Origin of the sequence: Nocardia noduli, assembly GCF_019038455.1 — a bacterium.
Taxonomy (GTDB): Bacteria; Actinomycetota; Actinomycetes; order Mycobacteriales; family Mycobacteriaceae; genus Nocardia; species Nocardia noduli.
On record NZ_JAFMPL010000028.1, the window covers coordinates 1 to 24,892 of the forward strand.

The window sequence follows — 24,892 nt, forward strand, 5'->3', positions numbered from 1 at the left end:
GCGGAAGGCCCTGCGGGCACCGCGGGCGCGGCCGGGGCGGAATTCGGGGCGACGGCCTGCGGGGCGACCTGCGGCAGACCGACGGTCTGGAGCACCCGCTTGATGACGTCCTCGGGGGACACCTCGTCGGCGAGCGCGTCGTAGGACAGCACCAGACGATGGCGGAGCACGTCCGGAATCACCTCGACGACGTCCTGCGGCACCACGTAGTCGCGGCCGCGGATCAGGGCGACGGCGCGGGCCGCGGCGATGATGCCGAGGCTGGCGCGCGGCGAGGCGCCGTAGGAGATCCAGTTCGCGACATCGGGCATGCCGAAGTCGAGCGGCTTGCGGGTCGCCGCGATCACCCGGACCACGTAGTCGACCAGCGCGTGATGCACGAAGGTGTTGGCGGCGACCTTCTGCAACCGGATCAGTTCGGTCGGTTCGAGGATCGCCTTGGCCTCCGGCGGGGTGACACCCATCCGGTAGATGATCTCGCGCTCTTCCTCCACCGACGGGTAGTCGACGACGACCTTGAACAGGAAGCGGTCGCGCTGCGCCTCGGGCAGCGGGTACACACCCTCGCTCTCGATCGGGTTCTGCGTCGCCATGACGAGGAACGGATCGGGCATCGGGTAGGTCTTGCCGCCGATCGACACGTGCCGCTCGGCCATCACCTCGAGCAACGCCGACTGCACCTTGGCGGGCGCGCGGTTGATCTCGTCGGCGAGGACGAAGTTGGCCACCACCGGTCCGAGTTCGGTGTCGAACTGTTCGCGGCCCTGACGGTAGATACGCGTACCGATGAGGTCGGTCGGCACCAGGTCGGGGGTGAACTGGACACGCGAGAACGAACCGCCCACCACCTTCGCGAACGTCTCGACCGCAAGGGTTTTGGCGATACCGGGCACACCCTCGAGCAGAACGTGACCGCGGGCGAGGACACCGACGAGCAGCCGCTCGACCAGGCGATCCTGGCCGACGATGACGCGCTTGACCTCGTAGATCGCTTTCTCGAGAATCTGGACGTCTCGCTCCAGCGTGGACGCGGGCTCCGGCGCATCCTTCGCCAGGTTCGCCCCGCTCACACCATCCGTCGAAGTCACCAACATCCCCGCTTTCGCCTTGGTCCTGTGCGTGCTGACCCAACTATTCCAGGTAATTGCCGCACATGCCGCAACCGGCTCCGCTAACAGCCGAATTCATGGTCTGTTCGCAGGGTACGCACGGAGTTCTCCCAGGCTGTCGCGCGAGGGATTCCGCGGCCGATCCACAAGGGATCCGTCAGCCGGGAATACGCACCGCGAAAGGCATGATGCCACCTTCGCGCACCGGGGAAACCTTCACCACGTCGCCGGATTCCGGCGCCTCGACCATGGTGCCGTCACCCAGATACAACGCGACGTGCTGACTGCCGTTCGGACCCCAGAACAGCATGTCGCCGCGTTCCCGGTCGGAGATCGGCACCCGGGTGCCCGCGTTGTACTGGTAGCCGCTGTAGTGCGGAAGCGAGACGCCGATCCCGGCGAAGGCGTAGATCATCAGACCCGAGCAGTCGAAGCCGACCTTCTGGAAATCGCCGTGACTGTCGGCGACGCCGCCGTCGCGGATGCCAAGCGTCGGCCCGTCCTCGTCACCGCCGCCCCAGGCGTAGACGACGCCGAGCTGAGACATCGCCCGGTCCACCACGGTGTCGACCGCCGCGGTTCCGCCCAGCGATGGTCGCGACGGGCGCGGGGTGGTGGCCTTGCGCGGCGGGGTCGAACTCTCCAGGTCGGTGTGCGGGCGTCTGCCGGTGCCGAGTTCGGCGGCGCGATCCCGGGCGGCGCGGTCGGCGGCGGCCCGGGCCGCGGCGGCGCTCGCCGCGGCGAGGATGGCGGTCTGCTCGGCCTGGCGCCGCTGGTCCCAGGCCAGATACGCCTCGCGCTGGTTCTGCAGGCCGTCGACGTTCGTGCGCGCGGCGTCCAGCCTGCTCTGCGCTGCCGCGCGCTGCTGTAGTAGTCCCTCGCGTTGCGCGTTCTGTTCGGCCAGCCGCGCCGTGGCGGCGGCGACCGCGTTCTCGGCGTCGATCTTGCGCTGTTCGGCTTCGGCCTCGGCGGCGTCGGCGGCCGCTTTCGCCTCGCGCGCATCGGAATTCCTGTTGCCCTGTTCGATCTGGGCCCGGCGCAGCCCGTCGAGCACCTGCCGCTGATCCTTGGCGACGAGACCGAGAATCTGCGACCGGTCGATGGCGCTGCCCGGACTGTGCGCGGACAGATAGGTGACCATCGAGCCGGAGGTCGGCCTGGTGTAGGCCTGGGTGGCGAATTCGTCGAATTCCCGCCTGGCCTGCGCGACCGCGGTACCCGCCTGGTCGAGTTCGTGGCCGGAGACGTCGACGGCCTCGGCGGCGGCGTCGACGGTGTCCCGGGCGGTCTGCAGGTCGACGAGCATCTTGTTGACCTGTTCGCGTCCGGCCGCCACCGCGTCGTCGAGTTGCTGCAATTGCTGTTCGACGACCGCGACCTGATTGATCAGCCCGCCGACCTCGCCGACCCTCGCGTCGACCTGTGCGTCCGCGGCGGAGATCTCGCTGTCGCTCGGATTCGGCGGGGCGGGGGGCACTCCGACCGCCGGGCTCGCCGTGACGAGGACGGTCATCGCCACCAGCAAACCCAGAGCGATCGAAAACGAGCGTTGATTGCCGTTGCCGAAACTACGCATCGCACCTCCAAGGACCCGAATCCGGCATAGCCACACGAGCCCCTGTCGCCACATCCAACCCAGTGGTCAGCTAGAGGCCCTTGTCAACACATGTTCCCCATCGGCGATCATTCGAACCGTACGACACATTCATCACCAAGAGAACTCCAGCAACAGAATCACAGGCGCGTAATTTATGGATTGCCCAGAATTAGCCGTATGCGCTAGAGGAATTGACCGGTCGAAACGAACCGACCGTTATGTAAAAAGGAAGCGGCAGATACCGCTTACCTGTCGGCGTCCCCGGGACGCCGCGCGGCAACGGCGGGGGCGAGTTCTTCCCGAGCACGCCGAGCCTTCACCCAGTAGAGCCCGCCGGTGGCGAGCACGGTGATCGCGAGCAGCACGAGGGTGATCGCGGTCCAGGACACCGATTCCGGTTCCTCGAGGCGTCCGACGAAGATGCGCGCGGCCTCGACCGAATTGCCCTGCTTGCTCTTGGCCGCGTCCTCGGCCCATTCCAGCGTCACCCGGCTGATCGAGTCGCTGTAGGTGCCCACCCAATCGTCACTGAGGACGACGACGGTGCCGTGCTGCTGTTTTCCGACCTCGGTGGCCAGGTCCCGTAGATTGGAGTCGTGGCCTGGATTACCGGGAATCACCACGATGCTCAGCGGGATCCCCTGGGATTGCGCCTCGGCGACGACTGTCTCGAGCCCGGACTGCCCTTTACCCACCGGCGTGGCGACGCGATTGCCCTCGACATCGGCCAGAATCGCCTTCAGACCGCTTTCGGTGATCTCGGGCGGCAGTTTCGCGGCCATGGGGGTGAAAACCGAGGTATGCGAGGGGGCCATCTTCCATCCGGTCTGTCGAGCCACATCGGCGTGCGATGCGATGGGCGTTTAACACTGCGGGCTGAGCACCGCTCCCGTCCGACGCGGGCGGCGTGCGACCGCCCCGGGAGCGCGCCGCCGGACCGGGATCCGACCACGCTGGCTCTCGAGCACAGTACGCGACAGAGCCGACCGGGCGTCGACCATGCCGTACAGAGCGCCCCCCGCGCGTTTCATAGGACAAGCGTACTGTTAGAGTTACGGCGCGAGGAACCGACGCCCGACGGGCGCTGGAGCCCCTCCAAGGACGCCCTCGAACAACCAGTCATCGGCACAGCCCCGCCGGTGGCCGACCCTCACAGACGAGTGGAGCTGACGTGACGACAAGTAACGATACTTTCGGCGCCAAGGGCACCCTCGAGGTCGGAAGCAACTCCTACGAGATCTTCCGCCTCTCGGCCGTGCCAGGCACCGAAAAACTCCCCTACGCGCTCAAAGTCCTCGCGGAGAACCTACTTCGCACCGAGGACGGCGCGAACATCACCGCAGACCACATCCGCGCGATCGCGAACTGGGATCCGAACGCCCAGCCCGACACCGAGATCCAGTTCACCCCGGCCCGAGTCATCATGCAGGACTTCACCGGTGTGCCCTGTGTCGTCGACCTCGCCACCATGCGTGAGGCCGTCACCACCCTCGGCGGCGACCCGAACAAGGTCAACCCGCTCTCCCCCGCCGACATGGTCATCGACCACTCGGTCATCCTCGACGTCTTCGGCCGCGCGGACGCGCTGGAACTGAACGTCGACCTCGAGTACCAGCGCAACGGCGAGCGCTACCAGTTCCTGCGCTGGGGCCAGGGCGCGTTCGACGACTTCAAGGTCGTCCCGCCCGGCGTCGGCATCGTGCACCAGGTCAACATCGAATACCTGGCCCCCACGATCATGGTCCGCAACGGACAGGCCTACCCCGACACCTGTGTCGGCACCGACTCGCACACCACCATGGTCAACGGCCTCGGCGTGCTGGGCTGGGGCGTCGGCGGCATCGAGGCCGAGGCCGCGATGCTCGGCCAGCCGGTCTCCATGCTGATCCCGCGCGTGGTCGGCTTCAAGCTGACCGGTGAGATCAAGCCGGGCGTCACCGCCACCGACGTGGTGCTCACCGTCACCGACATGCTGCGCAAGCACGGCGTGGTCGGCAAATTCGTCGAGTTCTACGGCAAGGGCGTCGCCGAGGTTCCGCTCGCGAACCGCGCCACCCTGGGCAATATGAGCCCCGAATTCGGCTCCACCGCGGCGATCTTCCCGATCGACGGTGAGACCATCAACTACCTGCGCCTCACCGGCCGCAGCGACGAGCAGCTGGCGCTCGTCGAGGCGTACGCCAAGGAGCAGGGTCTGTGGCACGACGCCGACAAGGAGCCCGCGTACTCGGAGTACCTGGAGCTGGACCTGAGCACCGTGGTGCCGTCCATCGCGGGCCCGAAGCGTCCGCAGGACCGGATTCTGCTGTCGGACAGCAAGACCGCGTTCCGCAAGGACATCCACAACTACACGAACGACGCGGAGTCCGGCCCCGCCGCCGTCACCCCGCACACGCACCTGGACGAGGCCATCGAGGAGTCCTTCCCGGCTTCCGATCCGGCGGTGCTGTCCTTCGCCGACGACGACGCGGTACTCCCGTCCGCGGCCAACGGCAATGTCGGCCGCCCGTCCAAGCCGATCAAGGTGTCGGATCCGGAGCGCGGTGACTTCGTCCTCGATCACGGCGCCGTCGTGGTCGCGGGCATCACCTCCTGCACCAACACCTCCAACCCGTCGGTCATGATCGGCGCGGCCCTGCTGGCTCGCAACGCGGTCGAGAAGGGCCTGTCCTCCAAGCCGTGGGTCAAGACGAACATGGCGCCGGGCTCGCAGGTCGTCTCGGACTACTACGAGAAGGCGGGCCTGTGGCCCTACCTGGAGAAGCTGGGCTTCTTCGTCGGCGGTTACGGCTGCACCACCTGCATCGGTAACACCGGCCCGCTGCCGGAGGAGATCTCCAAGGCGATCAACGACAACGACCTCTCGGTCACCGCGGTGCTCTCGGGCAACCGCAACTTCGAAGGCCGTATCTCCCCCGACGTCAAGATGAACTACCTGGCCTCGCCGCCGCTGGTCATCGCGTACGCGCTCGCGGGCAGCATGGACTTCGACTTCGAGGCCGACGCCCTCGGCAAGGACACCGACGGCAACGACGTGTTCCTGAAGGACATCTGGCCGTCGTCGCAGGAGATCGACGACACCATCAAGTCGGCGATCAGCCGGGACATGTTCACCAAGTCCTACGCCACCGTCTTCGACGGCGACCAGCGCTGGCAGAACCTGGAAACCCCCGAGGGCGACACCTTCGCGTGGGATCCGAACTCCACCTACGTGCGCAAGCCCCCGTACTTCGACGGCATGCAGATGGATCCGGCCCCGGTCACCGATATCACGGGCGCCCGCGTGCTCGCGCTGCTCGGCGACTCGGTCACCACCGACCACATCAGCCCGGCCGGTCCGATCAAGCCGGGTACCCCGGCCGCGCAGTACCTGGATTCGCACGGCGTGGAGCGCAAGGACTACAACTCCCTCGGCTCGCGTCGCGGTAATCACGAGGTGATGATCCGCGGCACCTTCGCCAACATCCGGCTGCGCAACCAGCTCCTCGACGACGTCTCGGGCGGTTACACCCGCGACTTCACCCAGGAGGGCGGCCCGCAGTCGTTCATCTACGACGCCTCGCAGAACTACCAGGCCGCGGGTATCCCGCTGGTCGTGCTCGGCGGCAAGGAGTACGGCTCGGGTTCCTCGCGCGACTGGGCGGCAAAGGGCACCAGCCTGCTCGGCGTCAAGGCCGTCATCACCGAGTCCTTCGAGCGCATCCACCGCTCGAACCTCATCGGCATGGGCGTTGTCCCGCTCCAGTTCCCGGCCGGCGAGTCGGCCGCGTCGCTGAAGCTGGACGGCACCGAGACCTTCGACATCGAGGGCATCACCGCGCTGAACGAGGGTGTCACCCCGAAGACCCTGAAGGTCACGGCCACCAAGGAGAACGGTGACAAGATCACCTTCGACGCTGTGGTCCGCATCGACACCCCCGGCGAGGCCGACTACTACCGCAACGGCGGCATCCTGCAGTTCGTGCTGCGCAACATGATTCGCGGCTAGATCGCGGCGCTCGACTGCACGGTCGTTGTACGGGTCCGCGCACCGCGGTTTCGCGGTGCGCGGACTCTCGCACATTGCCTCGAGGAGTCCGCATGCCCAAGGTCAGTGAAGATCATCTCGCCGCCCGGCGAAGCCAGATTCTCGACGGGGCGCGGGCCTGCTTCGCCGAATTCGGTTACGAAGGCGCCACCGTGCGCCGCCTGGAAGAAGCGATCGGCCTCTCACGCGGCGCGATCTTCCACCATTTCCGCGACAAGGACGCCCTGTTCCTCGCCCTCGCCCAGGAGGACGCCGAACGGATGGCCGATGTCGCGGCCAATCAGGGCATCGTGCAGGTCATGCGCGATATGCTCACCCATCCCGAGCAGTTCAATTGGCTCGGAACACGTTTGGAGATCGCGCGGCGACTGCGCACCGACCCCGAATTCCGCGCGGGCTGGACCCAGCGGTCCGCCGAACTCACCACGGCGACCCTGGCCCGTCTGGAACGCCGCAAGGCCGCGGGCGCACTGCGCGACGACGTACCCACCGACGTCCTGCTCGGCTATCTCGATCTCGTGCTCGACGGTCTGATCGCCCGCATCGCGTCGGGGCACACCAACGAAAACCTTTCCGCGGTATTGGATCTCGTGGAAGCCTCGGTGCGCCGCCGGGAGTGACCGCGCACCGATGTCCGGCTAATTCTGCTGCGGGAGATCGAGACTGGAACCCTGATTCAGCGTCGAGGATTCGGCCAGGGCGTCCACGATCTCCTGACGGATCACCTTGGTGGCCACTTCGGTGCCGCGGCCGGTGACAGTGGCCTCCTCACCCCACGCGACATTCGCCACCTCGTGACCGATCTTCTTACTGATGAACGCCGAGGGGCCGACGACGCTGCCGCCGGTCACGCTGTCACCCGGAAGCTGAACCCCGGCGTTCTTCAGGATTTTTTGCACCGGGGCCGCGACAGCGCCCGCGATCGTGCCGTGCGCCGCGACAGAACCGACTCTGGTCCAGTCGTAGCCCTCGCGCACACCGAGTTTGATCTCCAGCGACTGAAACCCCACTTCGATCGCGGAGGAGGTACCCAGCCCCTTGACCGCGCCCAGCACGATCGTCTTGGTGGTGATGTCCTGGATCAGTTGGCGCAGCGCCGTCGTCACCGCCACTCGCGTACTCACCTGGGCTGCCGCACCGACCGCGGTGCTGGTTCCCAGCGACGGCACCGCCGCGGCGGCGGCAGCAGCCAACTGCACCGCCAGATACACCAGCATCGCGATGATGAACAGTTTCACCGCCAGCACCAACGCGGCCATCACGCGCAGCACGAAGGCCAACTCACGACAGAACTCGGACAGCTCGCCCAGCATCCCGGTGTCGCCGCCCGCTTTGTTCCAGAAGTTCTCGATGGCGTCGTGGGTGTCGCCCCGGGTGTTGGCCAGGACCACCTTCACCACGTCGCTGCCCAGATCATTCACCTGATCCAGCAGATCGGCCATCCGATCCCAGGTGTCGGCGGCGCCACGCAGCCCGGTCTCGTCGGTTTCGGGCCATTTGTAGACGACCAGCGCGGCAACGGGTTTGAGTTCGTCGGGAATCTCGAGACCCATCACGCCGTCCCGTCGAGCCGGGAGGTGATCGTGGTGAGGACGCTCGTGAAATCGGCGTCGAGAGCGCCGAAGGTATTCGCCGTGACCTCGGTGCCCTTCTCGAGGAATTGGAACATCTGTACGGCCGTGGCGATATTCGTCAGGGCGTCGTCGGCCTTGTCGACGTAGTTCGCCGCGAACCGTTCACCGAATTCGTCCTCACCCCAGGCATCTCCGATCGCGGACAGCCCCGCGACCAGATCGGTCAGCCCCGTGGTCAGTTCACCGGCGAGTTCGCCGAATTTCGCCGCCTGCGCGCCGACCTGATCGGTATCGATGCGGAAGTCGTCACCAGCCATTGCGGTTCGCCCCCAGTCCCTTCCAGTGCGGACCTTCGTCCTCGTCGTCCAACGGCCCCGGATCCTGCCATTCCGGCGCGGGCGCGGCCGGTTCGGGTGGTGGCGGGAGGATGTCGTCGAGCGCCCCGACGAACGGCAAGTGCTCGTAGACCTGCTCCGGCGGACCGAATTCCGCCGCCGCCTCGCGCACCGGGGCCAGCAGGGTGTCGATATCGGCCTTGGCCGACCGCGCGGCCGATTGGGCCGCCCGGAGGAAAGAGGCCGCAAGCCCTTCGGGAGTGGATCGTTTGAGCGCCCCGGCGTCGACCCACACGTCGATCGGGATTCCGGCGCCGTTGACGGTGACTCGGACCAGGCTGTCGTCGGACCAGCCCTGCGACGATACCGTCGCCAGCGTCGACTTCGCGGCGGCGATATCGCGCAACTGCTGTTCGTAGGTCGACATCATGCCGTCGACCTGCCTTCGCAGACCATCGGTGCGAGCCCGCAGCTCGTCTGATTCGAATCGCGAACCCATATTCGTACCTTTCAGCTCTGTCGTCGTTAGGTCTGACGCAGCGGAGCCGGTCGCGGTTCCCTCGATGTCGAAATCGGCCCGACGGTCACCTCCGTTCGCCTTCACATCGCCGAGCCTGCCGATCGGCGTTCCGTGCGCGGCGCGCGTGACCGACTACTCGATTCGCGCGGTCAGACAGGTGAACCGGGGTCGAGCCGCTCCAGCAGTACCCGCACGATCCGGTCCAGTTCGCGGCGATCCGGCGCGTCGAGCACGGACAGCATCGCGGTCTCGTTCGCGACGTGATCGGTGACCACCGTGTCCACGAGTGCGCGGCCCGCGTCGGTGAGGACGACGCGGATCGCGCGTCGATCGGCGGCGTCCGCCACCCGCCGCACCAGTCCGGCGGATTCGAGCCGGTCCAGCCGTCCGGTCATCCCCGCCCGCGACAGCATCAGGGTGTCGGCGAGGACCGAGGGGTTCAGTTCGAACGGATCACCCGAACGGCGCAGGGCCGCAAGCACATCAAATTCACCGCGCTGGAGGCCGTGCGCGGTGAACACCGATTCGATCCGGCGTTGCGCGACCAGCGTCAACCTGCCGAGTCGACCGAGGATCGCCATCGCCTCCAGGTCGAGATCGGGCCGTTCGCGACGCCACTGCGCGGTGATGGCGTCGACCGGGTCGGATCGCGTCGCACCCGAATCCTTGGCAACCATGGACAGCATTCTATTCGCTGGGATATAGTTCGGCACCGAATCATTCGATGGCGAACTATATGTCGAAGAACTACCGACGAAGAACCACAGGAGTGACCATGAGCAGCACCGCCGCCGAACACCGCGACATCGCCGTCCGGCACCCCCACGAGGCCGAGATCCTCGGCACGGAGCAGGCACGGATTCGCCTGCTCATCGACGCGAACGCGACCGAGGGCTCGGTCAGCACCGTCGAGATCACCCTCGCGACCGGCGCGGACGGCGCGGCTCCGCACTATCACACACGCTCCGACGAACTGTTCTACGTCGCCGACGGCGAACTGCAACTGCTCGCGGGCGACCGGATCGTCACGGTCGCGGCGGGCGGTTCCGTCGTGGTGCCGAAACGGATGCCGCACGCGTTCGGCGCGACGCCGGACAGCGGGGCCCGCGTCCTGATCGCCCTCATGCCGGGCGTGGAACGTTTCGACTACTTCCGACTGCTCGATCGCATCGGCAGGGGCGAGGCGACCCTCGCCGATCTGGCGGCGGCCCAGGACGAATTCGACAATCACTTCGTCGACGCGCCCGACTGGTGGGCGCGACGCTCCGCCCAGCGTCGCTGAACCGGATGTGACACACCTATCCCGGCGCACGGGAACATTCCCGCGTCCGGCCGGGGTTGCCTCCGCCATGAGCTTCTCTACCCAGGTGATGGTGCGTGGATACGAACTCGACACCCAGGGGCACCTGAATCAGGCCGTGTACCTGCAATACGGCGAGCACGCGCGCTGGGGACTCCTGCGCGCCGCCGGGGTGGCACAGGAGAAGTTGATCGCCGACGGCATCGGCCCCGTCGTGCTCGAGACGACCATCAAGTACAGGCGCGAACTGCGCGGCGGCGACGAGGTCACCATCGACTGCGCTTTCGAGTGGTCCGGCGGCAAGACGTTCCGCATCCGGCAGGAGATCCGCAAACTCGACGACACCGTCGCGGCGGAGATCTCGGTGATCGGCGGCATACTCGATCTCACCGCGCGCAAACTCGTGGCCGATCCGGGAGCGCGACTGCGCGCCCTCGCGGAGCGACCCGAACTCCTCGGACTCTGAACAAGCGAACCCCGATCGTTCGGACCCCGATCGTTCGGACCTCGTGGCACCGCCACCGCCCGGCAACACGGGAAGACAAATCCCACAATGAAATAGCTGCGTGTTAGCGACAGGCGGGGTGGGCACCCACCGAAAATCTTTCGGTGCAAGCCTATCCGGCCCCCGTTAATCTGTTTGCCACCGGGGTTTAAATCTTCCGAACCGGGTCGGTCACGGGGCCTCGCACGATATGATCCTGTTCACGCTCGAGGGTCATGGCTAATCGCGAGCAGATCGGAGTTCACATCATGACCGACGCAATCCACCTCCCAGGAGGCGCGCCGGCGACGGGTGACCGCGTTCCCGCTTTACAAGGCCTGCTCGTGGCCGAGTCGGAACGTGAGATCTCCGTCCGCGTCGCCGAGGGGACGTGGACCTTCCGTCGTGACGATGTGCTCCGCGTACTCGATTCCGCTGGCGTGGACGATCGCACCGCCGACGAGCGGCCGGTCCTGGTGGACATCCGGCCCGGCGCCACCGCCGATTTCACCCGCAGGCTGCGCATCGACCTGGTCGAGCGGCCGCTGACCCTCGCGGGGGAACCGTCCCCCGCGCTGGGAGACGAACTGCTGCAACAACTCACGGATTCCTGGGCGGAACGGATGCGAATCACCGACGGGTCATCCGGCAGCGGCGCGACCCACACCTACTGCCAGACGAAATCGCTCGACAGCAGCGACGACGGCATCAACTGCGACAGCCTCGACTGAGCGGCCCCGCGCATGGTGGCAAGCCCGCGAGGTTCGGTGCTCATTGTCTCGGAAACCGACGATCTACACGGCACCGCGATGGCGGCGACGCTGCGAGAACACCACGGGCTCAGCCCGATTCATCTCGACCTGCGTGATTTCCCGCGCGAGTACGGGAGCTTCCGGCTCGACCGGCTCGGCACGACGCGCTCGATGTCGCACCTCATCGGACTCGACGACGTCCGTTCGGTCTGGTGGCGTCGACCGCATCTGTCCGCGGTCCCCACCGGCATCCGGGCCTCCGACGACGCCTTTCGCCAAGCCGAATGCGACGGTTTCAGCCAGGGCATGCTGTGGTCGATTCCCGCCGCGTGGATCAACGATCCCGGTGCCGACCGCACCGCGAGCCGCAAGATCGTTCAACTGGAGACGGCGCTGCGCGCCGGTTTCACCGTTCCTGAGACATTGATCACCAATGATCCGGACGAGGCCCGCAGCTTCGCCGAATCCCGTCCCGGCCCAGTGGTTTACAAACGCACCGGGACCGGGCGAGCCGAATTCGCGGAGACCAGGATCATCGATCGCGCGGACTTCGGGAAGCTCACGAGTATCCGCACCTCACCGACCACCTTCCAGGATTACATCGACGCCACCTGTGACCTGCGCGTGGTGTGGGTCGACGGCGTGGAGTGGACGGTGCGGATCGATTCGCAGGCCGGTGTCGGGCGCATCGATTCCCGCCTCGACACCTCGGTCGAATTCGCGCGCGAGCAGTTACCCGCCTCGGTGAGCAAATCTCTCGCCACACTGATGGGCGCGCTCGGACTGAGTTTCGGCGTGATCGACCTACGGCTCGGTCGCGACGGCGAGTACTACTTCCTCGAGGTCAACCCGCAGGGCCAGTTCGCCTACCTGGAGATCAAGACCGGACTACCGCTGTTCCGCAGCCTGAGCAATCTGCTCGTGCACGGTGACGGCGCGGTTCCCGAGTACTGATCCGCTCTTCCCCTCGCCGGGCACGACCATCCCGGACTCGGTAAAGCCCTCATGACACGTCGTTATCCCGTTGTGCCCGTGGCGGATACGCCGACGCGCGCATGATTGTCCGTCCGTACCGCCGATCCGAATTCGGACCGGCGGTACGGCAGGAGGTCTCGTTCGATCGACGGCTATTGGCTCTTTCGCCGATTGGCGCCACCGCGGCTGCGGAGTTGCACATGCGACTCCACCAGCACGTTGTGGATGAATCCGTAGGAGCGCCCCGTAGCGCGTGCCAGCGAGCGGATGCTTGCACCCGCCTCGTATTGCTTCTTCAACTGGTTCTGTAGACGGTCACGTGATTTCCCCGTGACGCGGGTGCCCTTTCCCAATGGGGCCTTGTTCTGTGTGGGCCTGTCGCTCATGGCTTCCTCCGAGTCGCCGAGCAGCGCGTCACTCCAGGCTAAGCACTCGACGGGCCCTGATCAACGGGTGCTTGTGATGAGAATCACGCGAGCTGAATCAATTCCAGATATTCAGCCGACCAATGATCTTCCGTGCCGTCGGGCAGTAGAATGACCCGCTCCGGTGACAGAGCCTCCGCCGCGCCCGGATCGTGGGTCACCAACACCACGGCGCCACCGTAGGTGCGCAGCGCATCGAGCACCTGTTCGCGCGAGATCGGATCGAGGTTGTTGGTCGGCTCATCGAGCAGCAGCACATTGGCCGCCGAGGAGACGAGGCCCGCCAGCGCCAGACGCGTCTTCTCACCGCCGGACAGGGTGCCCGCCGGCTGTTCCAGCTGCGGACCGGAGAACATGAACGCGCCGAGCAGACCGCGCAATTCCTGTTCACCCGCGTCCGGCGCGGCATGGCGGATGTTCTCCCACACCGTCGCGGTGTCGTCGAGGGTGTCGTGCTCCTGCGCGAAATAGCCGACCTTCAACCCGTGTCCGGCCACCAGACCGCCTGCGGTCGGCGTCTCCACGCCTGCGAGCAGCCGCAGCAGGGTCGTCTTACCCGCGCCGTTGAGGCCGAGGATGACCACCCGGCTGCCCCGGTCGATGGCGAGGTTCACGCCGGTGAAGATCTCGAGCGAACCGTAGAGTTTGGTCAGGTTCTCCGCCATCAGCGGTGTCTTGCCGCACGGGGCCGGTTCCGGGAACTTGATCCTGGCGACCCGGTCGGCCACCCTGACATCGTCGAGTTCGGCCAGCAGTCGGTCGGCGCGTTTGGCCATGTTCTGTGCCGCAGTGGCTTTCGTGGCCTTCGCACCGAGTTTGGCGGCCTGCGACTTGAGCGCGCTCGCCTTCTTCTCCGCGTTGGCTCGCTCCCTGACCCGGCGCTGCTCGTCGGTGGCGCGGGCGTCGAGGTATTTCTTCCAGCCCATGTTGTAGACGTCCGCCTCGCCGCGCACGGCGTCGAGGAACCACACCTTGTTCACGACCGCCTCGAGCAGTTCCACATCGTGGCTGATGACGATCACGCCGCCGTCGTGGCTCTGTAGGAATCCGCGCAGCCAGGTGATGGAGTCGGCATCGAGGTGGTTGGTCGGCTCGTCCAGAAGCAGGATGCGATCGGAGCGGCCACCGCTGCCGTCGGAGGCGGAGAAGAGGATGCGCGCCAATTCGATTCGCCGACGCTGACCACCGGACAGCGTGCGCAGCGCCTGCCCGAGCACCCGGTCCGGCAGACCGAGGCTGTGGCAGATCCTGGCCGCCTCGCTCTCGGCGACATAGCCGCCGAGTGACGAGAAACGCTCCTCGAGCCTGCCGTACTTACGGATCGCCTTCTCGCGTTCCGCCTCGTCGGCGACCTCGGCCATCAGCGCCTGCTGCTTCTCCATGTCCCGGATGAGACTGTCGAGGCCGCGCGCCGACAGCACCCGGTCACGCGCGAGGACGTCCAGGTTGCCCTCGCGAGGGTCCTGCGGCAGGTACCCGATTTCGGTGGAGCGCAGAATTTTTCCGGCGTAGGGTTCGCCCTCGCCCGCGAGGATCCGCAGGGTCGTCGTCTTGCCCGCGCCGTTACGTCCGACGAGGCCGATCCGGTCGCCCGCCTGCACCCGCAACGCCGGACCAGGTGCCGACAACAGGGTGCGGACTCCGGCCCGGACCTCCAGGTCGGTCGCGGTGATCACAGACGGGCTCCTCACGAATAGACAATGGTGCGAATAGGCGCTGCTGGGCGGTTGCTGCTCGATTGTGCGACGCGATACCCACAAGAACCACCGATTTTACCCGCCATATAACCCACACCATGCACCGCGCGATGCTCATGTGACGGCAATAACTCTTCGCGGGAGGTTCCGCGGGGCCGGATCGAGGCCGCGAATTCCAGGAGATTGCCGGTCCGCATCCTCGACCGGAGGCCGAGATCGCTGCGGTAACGTGCCCTCACATGAGCACCGATCTGTTGGGTAGAAGCGCACTGGTCAGCGGCGCGAGCCGGGGTATCGGCAAGGCGGTCGCCGCCGAACTGGCACGACGCGGCGCGAACGTGCTGATCACCGCGCGCAAACCGGAACCGCTCGAGGCCGCCGCCGCCGAATTGCGCGCGCTGGGCCACAAGGGCGAGATCGTGGCGCTCGCGGGCAACTCCGGCGATGCCGACAGCCGGGCCGCCGCGGTGGCACGGGTCGTCGCCGAATTCGGTTCGATCGACATCCTGATCAACAACACCGGCATCAACCCGGTGTACGGGTCGCTGATGGAGGCCGATCTGGACGCGGTGCGCAAGATCTTCGACGTGAACGTCGTGGCCGCCCTGGGCTACATCCAGGAGGCGTACAGGGCGTGGATGCGCGACAACGGCGGCGCGGTCGTCAACGTCGCCAGCGTCGCCGGTATTCGTTCCACCGGCGTGATCGCCGCCTACGGCGCCTCCAAGGCCGCGCTCATCCGGCTCACCGACGAGCTCGCCTGGCAGCTCGGACCGAAGATCCGGGTCAACGCCGTCGCTCCCGGCGTCGTCAAAACCAAATTCGCGGACGCGCTGTACTCCGCCGACGAGGAGAAGGCCGCCTCGGTGTACCCGATGAAACGTCTCGGCTCGCCGGAGGACGTCGCCCGCCTGATCGCCTTCCTCGCCTCCGACGAGGCCGCGTGGATCACCGGCGAGACGGTGCGCGTGGACGGTGGGCTGCTCTCGACCGGCGGTCTGTGAGAAACGTCCCGTAGGCGCCCGTGGACCGCTCCGATCGGCACCGGACCACGGCGGCACCGACGTGAACGGGAGCACCGACGCTGACCTCACGCGGCGGGCGGCGGTGAGCGAGCGGGTCGTCGTCTGCGGACTCGGACCCGCGGGCCGGGCCGTGGCCTCGCGGTGCCTGGCGCGCGGGCTCACGGTGACCGTCGTCGATCCCGTTCCGCTACGGCGCTGGACGGCGACGTACGCGGCGTGGGCCGACGAACTCCCCGATTGGCTCGACCCCCGGGTTGTCGCCGCGACCGTCGACCGTCCGATCGTCTGGGGATATCGCCGTCACGAGGTGGACCGACGCTACGTCGTCTTCGACACCGAGCGACTGCGCGCCTCGCTGAACATCGACGGAGCGACGGTCCTGGCGGATCGGGTGACCGAACTCGGCCGCGATTCGGTGGTCTGCGCGTCGGGGACCGTGCTCGGCGCGGACCGGGTGATCGACGCCCGTGGCGTCGCCCGCTCCCCCGCGCTCGCCGAGCAGACCGCCTACGGCGTGGTCCTCGGTCCCGAGCGGACCGAGGGCATCGAACCGGCCTTCATGGACTGGCGGCGCGACAACGGCGCGACAACGGACGCGCCACCGTCGTTCCTGTACGTGGTACCGCTCGGCGGGGGCGCCATGCTGCTCGAGGAGACCTGCCTGGCGGGACGACCCGCACTGTCCACCCGTGAACTCAGGGACCGCCTGGTTCATCGATTGCGTTCGCGGGGAATCGAACTCGACGGCGACGAGACCGTCGAGCGGGTCCGTTTCCCGGTACAGGGCGGACACCAGGGCCGTCACCGGTTCGGCGCCGCGGGCGGATTCACGCACCCGGCAACGGGTTACAGCGTCGCGGCGGCACTTGCCGCCGCCGACGCGGTGGCCGCGGACTCCCCCGTGCACCCACTGCGCACCCGCGCGGTCGCCGCACTGCGCGCCGCCGGACTCCGCGCCCTCCTGGCCATGCCGCCACGGGACATGCCCGAATTCTTCGACGCCTTCTTCACGCTCCCGCCCGCGCGGCAACGCGCCTACCTGTCCGGCCGTTCCGACCTCGCCGGAACCCTGGCCGCGATGGGATCGCTTTTCGCCGCAGTGCCCTCGCACCTGCGCCGCCCACTCGTCCTTCCCGCACGCACCACCGGAGTTCCGCCCGAACCGGATCGTTGACACCACGTGCCCGGCAGCACGGATGAGGGTTCCGACCTCCAACGCCGATATCCGCGATTCTCGTCCGATTTCACGCGCGACAGTTATATTTGACGCGCGTCAGATTATGGGTCGGTGGCGAGTCCGCCGACCCGACCGGAACGAAGGATCACCATGAGCGAGACCGGCAGTCCACCGTCCACCGCGATCATCGGCGCGGGCATCGCCGGGCTCACGGCGGGGAAGATGCTCGGGGACTACGGGATTCCGTACACCTGTTTCGAAGCGTCGGATCGGATCGGCGGCAACTGGGCGTTCCGCAATCCGAACGGGCACTCGAGCGCGTACCGGTCGCTGCATATCGACACCTCGAAATACCGGCTCTCGTTCCAGGACTTCCCGATTCCGCGGGAGTATCCGGACTTCCCGCACCACTCGCAGATCAAGGCCTATCTCGACGAGTACGCGGCGGCTTTCGGACTGCTCGACCGGATCGAATTCGGCAACGCCGTCGTGCGCGCCGAACATCACGCCGAGGGCGGGTGGACACTGCACACCGCCGACGGAGCGGCCCGTGACTTCGATTTCCTCGTGGTGGCCAACGGACATCACTGGGATCCGCGCTACCCGAATTTTCCCGGCACGTTCACCGGCGAGACGATCCATTCGCACCACTACATCGATCCGCGCGAACCGCTCGACCTGCACGGTCGGCGCATCCTCGTCGTCGGGATCGGCAACAGCTCGGCCGACATCACCGTCGAACTGTCCTCGCGCGCCACCGAGAACACGGTGTATCTGTCCACCCGTTCCGGGTCCTGGATCGTGCCGAAGTACATGGCGGGCAGGCCGGTCGACAAATACGGCGCCGCACTGCCTTTCATGCCGCGCCGGATGTTCCGCTGGATGGTGAACGGCTTCGCCGAATTCATCTCGGGCAATCCGGAGCAGTGGGGTCTGCCGAAACCGACGCATCGGTTCATGGACGCGCACGGCACCCAGTCGATCGAATTGCCGTTGCGCCTGGGCTGCGGTGACGTGACCCCCAAACCCGATGTGGCGCGGCTCGACGGCCGAACGGTCCATTTCGCCGACGGCACCAGCGCCGACTTCGATGTGATCGTCTACGCCACCGGATACAACATCACCTTCCCGTTCTTCGATCCGGATCTGATCAGCGCGCCGGACAATCGCATCCGCCTCTACAAGCGCATCCTCGTGCCGGGCATGGACGATCTCGCGTTCACCGGTTTCGCCCAGTCGGTGCCGACGCTGTTCCCTTTCGTGGAATGCCAGGCGCGCATGATCGCCGCCTACGCGGCGGGCGAATACCGCCCGCCGACACCCGAGGTGATGGAGCAGGTCATCACCGAGGACGAGCAGATGTACACCGGGCACGTCCTGGACCGGCCACGGCACACCCAGCAGGTCGACTTCTTCACCTACGAGCGGCAGATGCGGGTGAGCGAACTGCCCGAAGGCCGACGCCGAGCGCTCGACGGCGGTGCGGCGATCACCCCGCGGGTGCGCGCGTGAAGCACCCGCGCCCCACCACGACGATCAGCCCCGCCGGGACCACCGGCGATCAGCCCGACGGAGACAGCCCCATGCCCCGATCGCTCACCTTCGACTCCCACGGCGTGGATTGCGACGCCTGGCATTTCCCCGCCGCGCACGACCGCCTGGCCACCGACGCGGGACGACCCGCCGTCGTCATGGCGCACGGTTTCGCCGGAACCAAGGACTGCGGACTGGATTCCTTCGGCGCGCGTCTGGCCGAAGCCGGACTCGACGTCCTCGCGTTCGACTACCGGGGTTTCGGCGCGAGCGCGGGCGAACCACGCCAGGTCATCTCGCTGCGGGGGCAGATCGAGGACTACCGCGCTGCGTTGCGGACCGCCGCGCGCCTGCCGGGGGTGGATCCGCGTCGACTGGTGCTCTGGGGTGTCTCGCTGTCGGGCGGCACCGTCCTCGAGGTCGCGGCGGGACGCACCGATATCGCCGCGATCATCGCGCTGACACCGCTGGTGTCGGGTCTGGCCACCGATCGCCCCGCCGTCTCGACACCGCCGACCGCGGAACCGGCCGCGTCACTGTCCACCCGCACCGCGACGACCGCGCGCCTGCTGCTGCGCGCCGCCGAGGACAAACGCGCCGCCGCCGCCCGCCGTCCCCGGGTCATGCTGCCCGCGGTCGGGCGGCCCGACGAGGTCGCGCTGCTGAATCTGCCCGGCACGTACGACGATTACCTCTCGATCGCCGGACCCACCTGGCGCAACGAGGTGAGCGCGTCGATCGCCTTCGACGCCATGGGACACCGCCCGCGACGCTTCGCCACGGCCCTGCGGTGCCCGGCCCTTTTCCAGATCGCCGATTTCGACCGCTGCGTCCCGGTCGGGGCGGCCGTCAAGACCGCGGTCGAGGCGCGGGCGCAGATCCGGCACTACCCGGGCGACCATTTCGACGTGTATCCGGGCAAACGCCTGCACGAGGCGGTGCGCGAGCATCAGGCCGCGTTCCTGACCCGAACATTGCGGATATCGTGACGAAACCGGCCGCACCGCAATGAGATTCGGACGAGCACCGGAGAGGCCGACCGCATCGGACGGGGTGCGGTGGGACGGCTCACCTGGACCACGGCACACTCGACACATGCGTCACCTCCCGCACGAATCGGCACCGACACGGTCGGAGAACTGAGATGGCCGCGACCGACGACGCGGGCGGTCTGCTCGACCGGCGCACCCCCAAACGCGGCGATCAACGCCGTCTCGCCCTGCTGCGGGCCCTGGACGAGAAGTTGAAGGTGCAGGTCCTCGATGACATCAACGTCGCCGATCTGACCGCGGCGGCGGGCGTCACCCGGTCGGCGTTCTATTTCTACTTCGAGGACAAGGCGGCCTGCGTCGCCGCGCTCGGCGCGGAGATGTACCGCGAAGTGCTCGACGCGACCCACCTGCTGGTCGACGGCGCCGGTTCACCGCGCGACCGTCTCGAAGACGCCCTGCGCGGAGTCTTCGCGGCGTGGGAGGGCCACCGCCGCCTGTTCCAGGCCATGGTGACCGCCCGTCAGCGCAATCAGTCGGTGGCCGAACTCTGGAACACCACCCGTGCCTCCTTCATCGAGCCGATCGCCGCCGTGATCGAGGCCGAGCGCGCGAACGGCAACGCGCCGGACGGCCCGGACAGCGTCGCCCTCGCCACCATCCTGGTCGAGCTCAACGAACGCGCGTTCGAACAATTCAGCGCCGACGGCCCACCCACCGTGGAACAACGGGTCGAAGCCCTGGTCGCGATCTGGCTCAGATCCATCTACGGCACGGTCGCGGTGTAGGCCGAATCTCCTTCATAAAGGTGGCTGCGCGATTCCACACCCGACCGTGACCGAACCGCGGGCGGCTCTGCTCGCGGATTCCCACGGGGTCGGCCATCATGGACTCCATGCGAGCTATTTGGAAAGGCTCGATTGCATTCGGGCTGGTCAACGTCCCCGTCAAGGTTTATACCGCCACCGAGGATCACGACATCCGTTTTCACCAGGTCCACGCCGCAGACGGCGGCCGGATCAAATACGACCGGGTCTGCACGATCTGCGGGAAATCCGTGCAGTACGCCGATATCGACAAAGCCTACGAATCCCCCGAAGGCGACAAAGTCGTGCTGACCGACGACGATTTCTCGAAATTGCCGGTGGCCGAGAAGCACGAGATTCCGGTACTGCAATTCGTGCCGTCGGATCAGATCGATCCGATCTTCTTCGACAAGAGCTATTACCTGGAGCCGGATTCGACCACGCCCAAGGCGTACGTGTTGCTGGCGACGACGCTCGACCGCATCGATCGCACCGCGCTGGTGCATTTCACCCTCAGACAGAAGACCAGGCTGGCGGCGATGCGGGTGCGCGACGGCGTGCTGGTCCTCCAGACGCTGCTGTGGCCCGACGAGGTCCGGGCGGTCGAATTCGAATCCCTCGACGGCGTGTCCGAACCGCGCTCCCAGGAGATCGATATGGCCGAGACCCTGGTCGCGACCATGTCCGACGATTTCGATCCGACACTGTTCAAGGACGAGTACCAGATCGAATTGAAGAAGGTGCTCGACGAGGCCATCGCCAGCGGCACCGGCAAGGTGGTCAGCCACGAGGAGGCCGCGCCCGCCGAGATGGACGCCGAAGTCGTCGATCTGGTCGCCGCCCTACAGCGCAGTCTGGAGGCGAGCGGACGTCGCGGCGCCGGAGACAGCGGCGGATCGGGCACACAGGCGAAGAAGACCCCGGCGAAGAAGACCCCCGCCAAGAAAGCGGCGGCGAAGAAGGCGAGCACGCCCGCGGCGAAGACCGCGAAGAAGACCGCGGCCCGAAAAGGGGCCTGACCCTTCCTGATAGAGTCCCCGTCCAGTCGCATCACCACCGGACGGGCGCCCGTTCGGCGCTCCACGGGGGATACAGATGAAACGCCTGACCAGCTCGATCACCGGGATCGTCGCGGTGATCGCCCTCGCGCTATCGGTCACCGGTTGCGGCGACGATGTCCGGTCCGCCAGGGATTTCGTCACCGGCAAGTACACCAGGGCGACCACGCTGGATCAGGCGAACGACGGGCGCGCGTACACCTCCACGCTCGGCCCCGCCGCGGTGACCAGCGCGATCACGGGGGCCGCCCGTCCGCTCGACAACCGGAAATCGGGCGACCGCAACTATCTTCAATATCGCGACGACATCATCACGGTGTCCCCCAACGGTGCCGGATCGGTGGTCCTGGTCGATCAATACCGCAACGGTTACACCCGGCACCATTCGACGGTGTCGCAGTGGGGCTGGCCGAATACTCCGCCCAACGACCAATACCGGAGTCAGAGCGGGAAATAGGCACAGTGACCGCCGTCGTCGTACGCCCTCTGCCGGTGCGGGTCAGAGCGGCTCGCGTCGCCCTGCTCGCCACCGCGTTCATCTGCGCGGCCTGCGGTCTCGTCTACGAGCTGTCGCTGGTCACCCTCGGCAGCTATCTGCTCGGCGACACCGCCGCGCAGGCCTCGATCACTCTGAGCGTCATGGTTTTCGCGATGGGGTTGGGCGCGCTCGCCGCGAAACCACTGCGCAGGCACGCGGCGGCGGCCTTCGTCGCGGTCGAATTGGCGTTGGCGCTGCTCGGCGGGCTTTCGGTGCTCGCGCTCTACGCCGCCTACGCCTGGCTCAACATCTACACCTCCGCGCTGATCTTCCTCGCGATGCTGCTCGGCATCCTGATCGGCGCGGAGATTCCGTTGCTGATGGAACTGCTGCAACGTATCCGCAGACAGGAACCGGGTAGCGCCGTCGCCGATCTGTTCGCCGCCGACTACGTCGGCGCGCTGCTGGGCGGATTGGCTTTCCCGTTCCTGCTGCTGCCGCTGTTCGGGCAGATCCGGGGCAGTCTGATCGTCGGCGTCGTGAACGCGGTCGCCGGACTCACCGTGGTGTTCGTGCTGTTCCGAACGGAATTGCCGCGCCGCTCGCGATGGGTGTTCGGCGCGCTCACCGCGGTGGTCGCGGGCGTGCTCGTCGGCAGCTATCTCTACGCCGACCGCTTCGAGGCCACCGCGCAGCAGGCCCTGTTCGCACATCCGATCGTGTGGCACGAACAGACCAAGTACCAGAGCATCGTCCTCACCGAGTCGGTGTCACCGTTCGGCACCCCGGACGTGCGGCTGTTCCTGAACGGGGATCTTCAATTCTCCTCGGTCGACGAGTACCGCTATCACGAGGCGCTGGTCCATCCCGCGCTGGCGGGCGCGCGACGCGAGGTTCTCGTCCTCGGCGGGGGTGACGGCCTGGCGTTGCGCGAGATCCTGCGCTATCCGGACGTCGAGCGGATCACCCTGGTGGAACTGGATCCGGAGATGATCGCCCTCGCCCGCACCGATCCGCGCCTGGTCGAGTTGAATCGCCACGCGTTCGACGACCGGCGGGTGCGCGTGATCAACGCCGACGCCTTCTCCTGGCTGCGCACCGATCCCGGCGCCTTCGACGCGGTGATCGTCGACCTCCCCGATCCGGATCAGACCTCGATCGCCAAGCTCTACACCAAGGAGTTCTACGCGATGACCGCCGGCGTGCTCGCCCCCGGCGGCACGGTCGTCATCCAGTCCGGTTCGCCCTTCTTCGCGCCGCGGTCGTTCTGGTGTATCGAGACCACCGTCCGCGCCGCCGAACTGCGGACCCTGCCGTATCACGTCGATGTGCCGAGTTTCGGCGACTGGGGTTTCGTGCTCGCCACCCGCGACACCGAACCCGGGCTTCGGCTCGACCCGCCCGCCGCGCTCCGGTCGCTCGACGCGCCGAGTCTGGCCGCCGCCGCGACCTTCGCCCCCGACCGCCGCGATCCCGGTTCACCGGTCTCGACGCTGATGCATCCGGTCATCATCGACCTCGAACTGCACGAGTGGCGCTGAGGTCCGCGGCTGCGGACCCTGGCAAACTGGCGGCATGGACTCCGTCACGGCGATCGTCCCGATGGGCCTCGGCCATCTACGCCAGGTGCTGGATCTCGGGCACGAGGTGTTCGATGTCACCGCCAAGCCGTACACGTCGTGGTCGCTGACCTCGGTGGCCGAACATCTCGACAGTCCGGACGGGGCGTGCTGGGTGGCGCTGGATTCGGATCGGGTGGTCGGGTTCGTCCTCGGTTCGATGGAATTCGAACTCCGCGACGACTGGGGCTACCTGGAGTGGATCGCCGTCGCCCCCGATATGCAGGGCCAAGGCATCGCCAAACGACTGGTCGACATCTGCTCGGACGCGCTGTTCGCCCGCGGCGCCCTCCGCATCGTCACCGATGTGGAGGGCCGCAATACCGCCTCGGCCACCCTCATGACGCGCAGCGGGTTCACCGCCGCGGCGTCGGTGACCCTGTTCGTCCGCCCGAATCCCGCCGAGCCCGAGACGGATCCGGATGTGGGGTTGCCCCCGATCGCCCCCGGCACCAAACGCGCGCTGATACGACGCGGACGCCTGGCGGGCGACAATCGAGCTAACCGTCCGCGCTGACCGGTCAGCCGACGCCGACGCTCACCCCGGTCGTCTCAGGGCAGGATCGTCTCGTATTCGCCGCGCAACTCCTCGAGTTTCGGCCAGAACGTCGCCGGTGACCGTTCCTCGAGACGATCGCGCAGAAAGTCCAGGTGCGTGTGCCAGCCGGAGGCCACATTCACCATCTCGTCCCGTGACGGCAATTTGCTGTGGGTGACCACCAGGCGGACCTTGTCGTCCACCGGGTCGAGTTCGAAGGTCACCACCGAATCGGCGAGGTCGCCCCCGGTGCTCCAGGTGTGGCGCAGCAGGCGCGGCGGATCCCAGGCGAGCACCTCGCCGTGGCGTCGATCGGCGACCTCGGCCGGATCACCCTCGCCGGTGAGTTCGTGGATCCGGAAGACATGGTCGACCCGACCGCCGGTGTGCTGTTCGAGCAACCCGCCCGCCAGCCAGGTGGCGCGTTTGTCGACATCGGTCAGATACGCCCAGACCCGCTCGATGGGTCCGGGCAGGATCCGCTCGACGCGGATCGTGGCCGCGTCGACGACCTCACCGTATTCACTCACCTTGATCCTCCTGTAGCAGTGCGGTTTCCAGTGCGTCGAGGCTCTCGTTCCAGAATCGTTCGTAGAAGCGCATCCATTCGACACCGTCGCGCAGCGGGCCCGCGTCGAGTCGGCAGATATGTGTCCGCCCCCGCACACTGCGCCGCACCAGCCCGGCTCGCTCCAGCACCTTGATGTGTTTGGACGCGGCCGCCAGCGAGATGTCGAACGGTGCGGCGAGCTCACCCACGCTGCATTGCCTGCGCGCCAGGCTGCGCAACATCGACCGGCGCGTGGAATCCGACAGCGCGTGGAACACCACGTCGAGACGATCCCGAGAACTCTCAACCATACGGTTGAATATT

The 24,892-nt window shown here is 67.0% G+C and carries 26 protein-coding genes; 15 read left to right on the top strand and 11 right to left on the bottom strand.

The window, feature by feature from the left end:
- The 3 genes from moxR1 to JZ792_RS17540 form a co-directional block, all read right to left on the bottom strand.
- Positions 1-1,094: chaperone MoxR1 (gene moxR1 / locus JZ792_RS17530; protein WP_216911538.1), on the bottom strand; the 1,094-nt coding region annotated here is incomplete at its 3' end.
- 172 nt (positions 1,095-1,266) lie between these two features.
- A complete protein-coding gene (locus tag JZ792_RS17535) occupies positions 1,267-2,685 on the bottom strand; it encodes an NlpC/P60 family protein (protein ID WP_216911539.1) in 1,419 nt (472 codons plus the stop codon).
- Positions 2,686-2,951: 266 nt separating this feature from the next.
- Complete coding sequence (locus tag JZ792_RS17540; protein WP_216911540.1) at positions 2,952-3,521, bottom strand: Rv1476 family membrane protein; 570 nt, start codon at positions 3,519-3,521, stop codon at positions 2,952-2,954.
- A 356-nt stretch (positions 3,522-3,877) separates the two neighbouring features.
- Between JZ792_RS17540 and JZ792_RS17545 the strand changes: the two genes are divergently transcribed.
- Together JZ792_RS17545 and JZ792_RS17550 are read left to right on the top strand one after the other, a co-directional pair.
- Positions 3,878-6,694 (top strand): aconitate hydratase, encoded by a 2,817-nt coding sequence (locus JZ792_RS17545; protein ID WP_216911541.1) that lies wholly within the window; start codon positions 3,878-3,880, stop codon positions 6,692-6,694.
- A 92-nt stretch (positions 6,695-6,786) separates the two neighbouring features.
- The gene (locus JZ792_RS17550) at positions 6,787-7,353 is read left to right on the top strand and encodes a TetR/AcrR family transcriptional regulator (protein WP_109526982.1); all 567 of its coding nucleotides are present in this window, start codon (positions 6,787-6,789) and stop codon (positions 7,351-7,353) included.
- Between the two features lie 18 nt (positions 7,354-7,371).
- Here the strand turns inward: JZ792_RS17550 and JZ792_RS17555 are convergent, their stop codons facing one another.
- The 4 genes from JZ792_RS17555 to JZ792_RS17570 all read right to left on the bottom strand — a co-directional run bounded on the left by JZ792_RS17555 (position 7,372) and on the right by JZ792_RS17570 (position 9,839).
- Positions 7,372-8,286: a WXG100-like domain-containing protein gene (locus JZ792_RS17555; RefSeq protein WP_216911542.1), complete on the bottom strand. Its 915-nt coding sequence runs from the start codon at positions 8,284-8,286 to the stop codon at positions 7,372-7,374.
- Complete coding sequence (locus JZ792_RS17560; RefSeq protein ID WP_216911543.1) at positions 8,286-8,624, bottom strand: hypothetical protein; 339 nt, start codon at positions 8,622-8,624, stop codon at positions 8,286-8,288. Before JZ792_RS17560 ends, JZ792_RS17555 begins: the two co-directional genes overlap by 1 nt.
- Positions 8,614-9,141 carry a YbaB/EbfC family nucleoid-associated protein gene (locus JZ792_RS17565; protein WP_216911544.1) on the bottom strand — a complete coding sequence of 176 codons (528 nt, stop codon included), beginning with the start codon at positions 9,139-9,141 and terminating at the stop codon, positions 8,614-8,616. Before JZ792_RS17565 ends, JZ792_RS17560 begins: the two co-directional genes overlap by 11 nt.
- Positions 9,142-9,311: 170 nt before the next feature.
- Positions 9,312-9,839, bottom strand: a complete 528-nt coding sequence (locus JZ792_RS17570) for a MarR family winged helix-turn-helix transcriptional regulator (RefSeq protein ID WP_216911545.1) — start codon at positions 9,837-9,839, stop codon at positions 9,312-9,314.
- Between the two features lie 98 nt (positions 9,840-9,937).
- Here JZ792_RS17570 and JZ792_RS17575 point away from each other — a divergent pair, with 98 nt between their 5' ends.
- The 4 genes from JZ792_RS17575 (at position 9,938) to JZ792_RS17590 (ending at position 12,652) form a co-directional block, all read left to right on the top strand.
- Positions 9,938-10,444, top strand: a complete 507-nt coding sequence (locus JZ792_RS17575; protein WP_216911546.1) for a cupin domain-containing protein — start codon at positions 9,938-9,940, stop codon at positions 10,442-10,444.
- Between the two features lie 67 nt (positions 10,445-10,511).
- Positions 10,512-10,928, top strand: a complete 417-nt coding sequence (locus tag JZ792_RS17580) for an acyl-CoA thioesterase (RefSeq protein WP_216911547.1) — start codon at positions 10,512-10,514, stop codon at positions 10,926-10,928.
- Between the two features lie 287 nt (positions 10,929-11,215).
- Positions 11,216-11,677 carry a hypothetical protein gene (locus JZ792_RS17585; protein WP_216911548.1) on the top strand — a complete coding sequence of 154 codons (462 nt, stop codon included), beginning with the start codon at positions 11,216-11,218 and terminating at the stop codon, positions 11,675-11,677.
- Between the two features lie 36 nt (positions 11,678-11,713).
- Positions 11,714-12,652: an MvdC/MvdD family ATP grasp protein gene (locus JZ792_RS17590; RefSeq protein ID WP_308165334.1), complete on the top strand. Its 939-nt coding sequence runs from the start codon at positions 11,714-11,716 to the stop codon at positions 12,650-12,652.
- A gap of 173 nt (positions 12,653-12,825) precedes the next feature.
- On the opposite strand, the gene JZ792_RS42060 is transcribed toward JZ792_RS17590, so the two are convergent.
- Positions 12,826-13,059 (bottom strand): helix-turn-helix domain-containing protein, encoded by a 234-nt coding sequence (locus JZ792_RS42060; RefSeq protein ID WP_109526974.1) that lies wholly within the window; start codon positions 13,057-13,059, stop codon positions 12,826-12,828.
- Between the two features lie 83 nt (positions 13,060-13,142).
- On the bottom strand, positions 13,143-14,774 hold the full coding sequence (locus JZ792_RS17595; protein WP_109526973.1) for an ABC-F family ATP-binding cassette domain-containing protein: 1,632 nt from the start codon (positions 14,772-14,774) through the stop codon (positions 13,143-13,145).
- Positions 14,775-15,034: 260 nt separating this feature from the next.
- Between JZ792_RS17595 and JZ792_RS17600 the strand changes: the two genes are divergently transcribed.
- The 9 genes from JZ792_RS17600 (at position 15,035) to JZ792_RS17640 (ending at position 23,997) form a co-directional block, all read left to right on the top strand.
- Positions 15,035-15,799, top strand: coding sequence for an SDR family oxidoreductase (locus JZ792_RS17600; RefSeq protein WP_216911550.1), 765 nt, complete (start codon positions 15,035-15,037; stop codon positions 15,797-15,799).
- 61 nt (positions 15,800-15,860) lie between these two features.
- Positions 15,861-16,994 (top strand): lycopene cyclase family protein, encoded by a 1,134-nt coding sequence (locus tag JZ792_RS17605; protein WP_308165335.1) that lies wholly within the window; start codon positions 15,861-15,863, stop codon positions 16,992-16,994.
- A gap of 153 nt (positions 16,995-17,147) precedes the next feature.
- On the top strand, positions 17,148-18,509 hold the full coding sequence (locus JZ792_RS17610; RefSeq protein ID WP_216911551.1) for a flavin-containing monooxygenase: 1,362 nt from the start codon (positions 17,148-17,150) through the stop codon (positions 18,507-18,509).
- Positions 18,510-18,580: 71 nt separating this feature from the next.
- Positions 18,581-19,519, top strand: a complete 939-nt coding sequence (locus tag JZ792_RS17615; RefSeq protein WP_216911601.1) for an alpha/beta hydrolase — start codon at positions 18,581-18,583, stop codon at positions 19,517-19,519.
- A gap of 155 nt (positions 19,520-19,674) precedes the next feature.
- The gene (locus JZ792_RS17620; protein WP_216911552.1) at positions 19,675-20,307 is read left to right on the top strand and encodes a TetR/AcrR family transcriptional regulator; all 633 of its coding nucleotides are present in this window, start codon (positions 19,675-19,677) and stop codon (positions 20,305-20,307) included.
- 107 nt (positions 20,308-20,414) lie between these two features.
- Complete coding sequence (gene ku / locus JZ792_RS17625; RefSeq protein ID WP_216911553.1) at positions 20,415-21,344, top strand: non-homologous end joining protein Ku; 930 nt, start codon at positions 20,415-20,417, stop codon at positions 21,342-21,344.
- A gap of 76 nt (positions 21,345-21,420) precedes the next feature.
- Entirely contained in the window at positions 21,421-21,840 is a 420-nt protein-coding gene (locus tag JZ792_RS17630) for a DUF4247 domain-containing protein (protein ID WP_216911554.1), read from the top strand.
- A 5-nt stretch (positions 21,841-21,845) separates the two neighbouring features.
- A complete protein-coding gene (locus tag JZ792_RS17635) occupies positions 21,846-23,402 on the top strand; it encodes a polyamine aminopropyltransferase (protein ID WP_308165336.1) in 1,557 nt (518 codons plus the stop codon).
- A gap of 34 nt (positions 23,403-23,436) precedes the next feature.
- A complete protein-coding gene (locus JZ792_RS17640) occupies positions 23,437-23,997 on the top strand; it encodes a GNAT family N-acetyltransferase (protein WP_216911555.1) in 561 nt (186 codons plus the stop codon).
- Positions 23,998-24,032: 35 nt separating this feature from the next.
- Here JZ792_RS17640 and JZ792_RS17645 read toward each other — a convergent pair whose 3' ends face one another.
- Together JZ792_RS17645 and JZ792_RS17650 are read right to left on the bottom strand one after the other, a co-directional pair.
- Positions 24,033-24,548, bottom strand: coding sequence for an SRPBCC family protein (locus JZ792_RS17645; protein ID WP_216911556.1), 516 nt, complete (start codon positions 24,546-24,548; stop codon positions 24,033-24,035).
- Positions 24,541-24,879, bottom strand: coding sequence for an ArsR/SmtB family transcription factor (locus tag JZ792_RS17650; protein WP_216911557.1), 339 nt, complete (start codon positions 24,877-24,879; stop codon positions 24,541-24,543). Before JZ792_RS17650 ends, JZ792_RS17645 begins: the two co-directional genes overlap by 8 nt.
- Between the last annotated feature and the right edge of the window lie 13 nt (positions 24,880-24,892).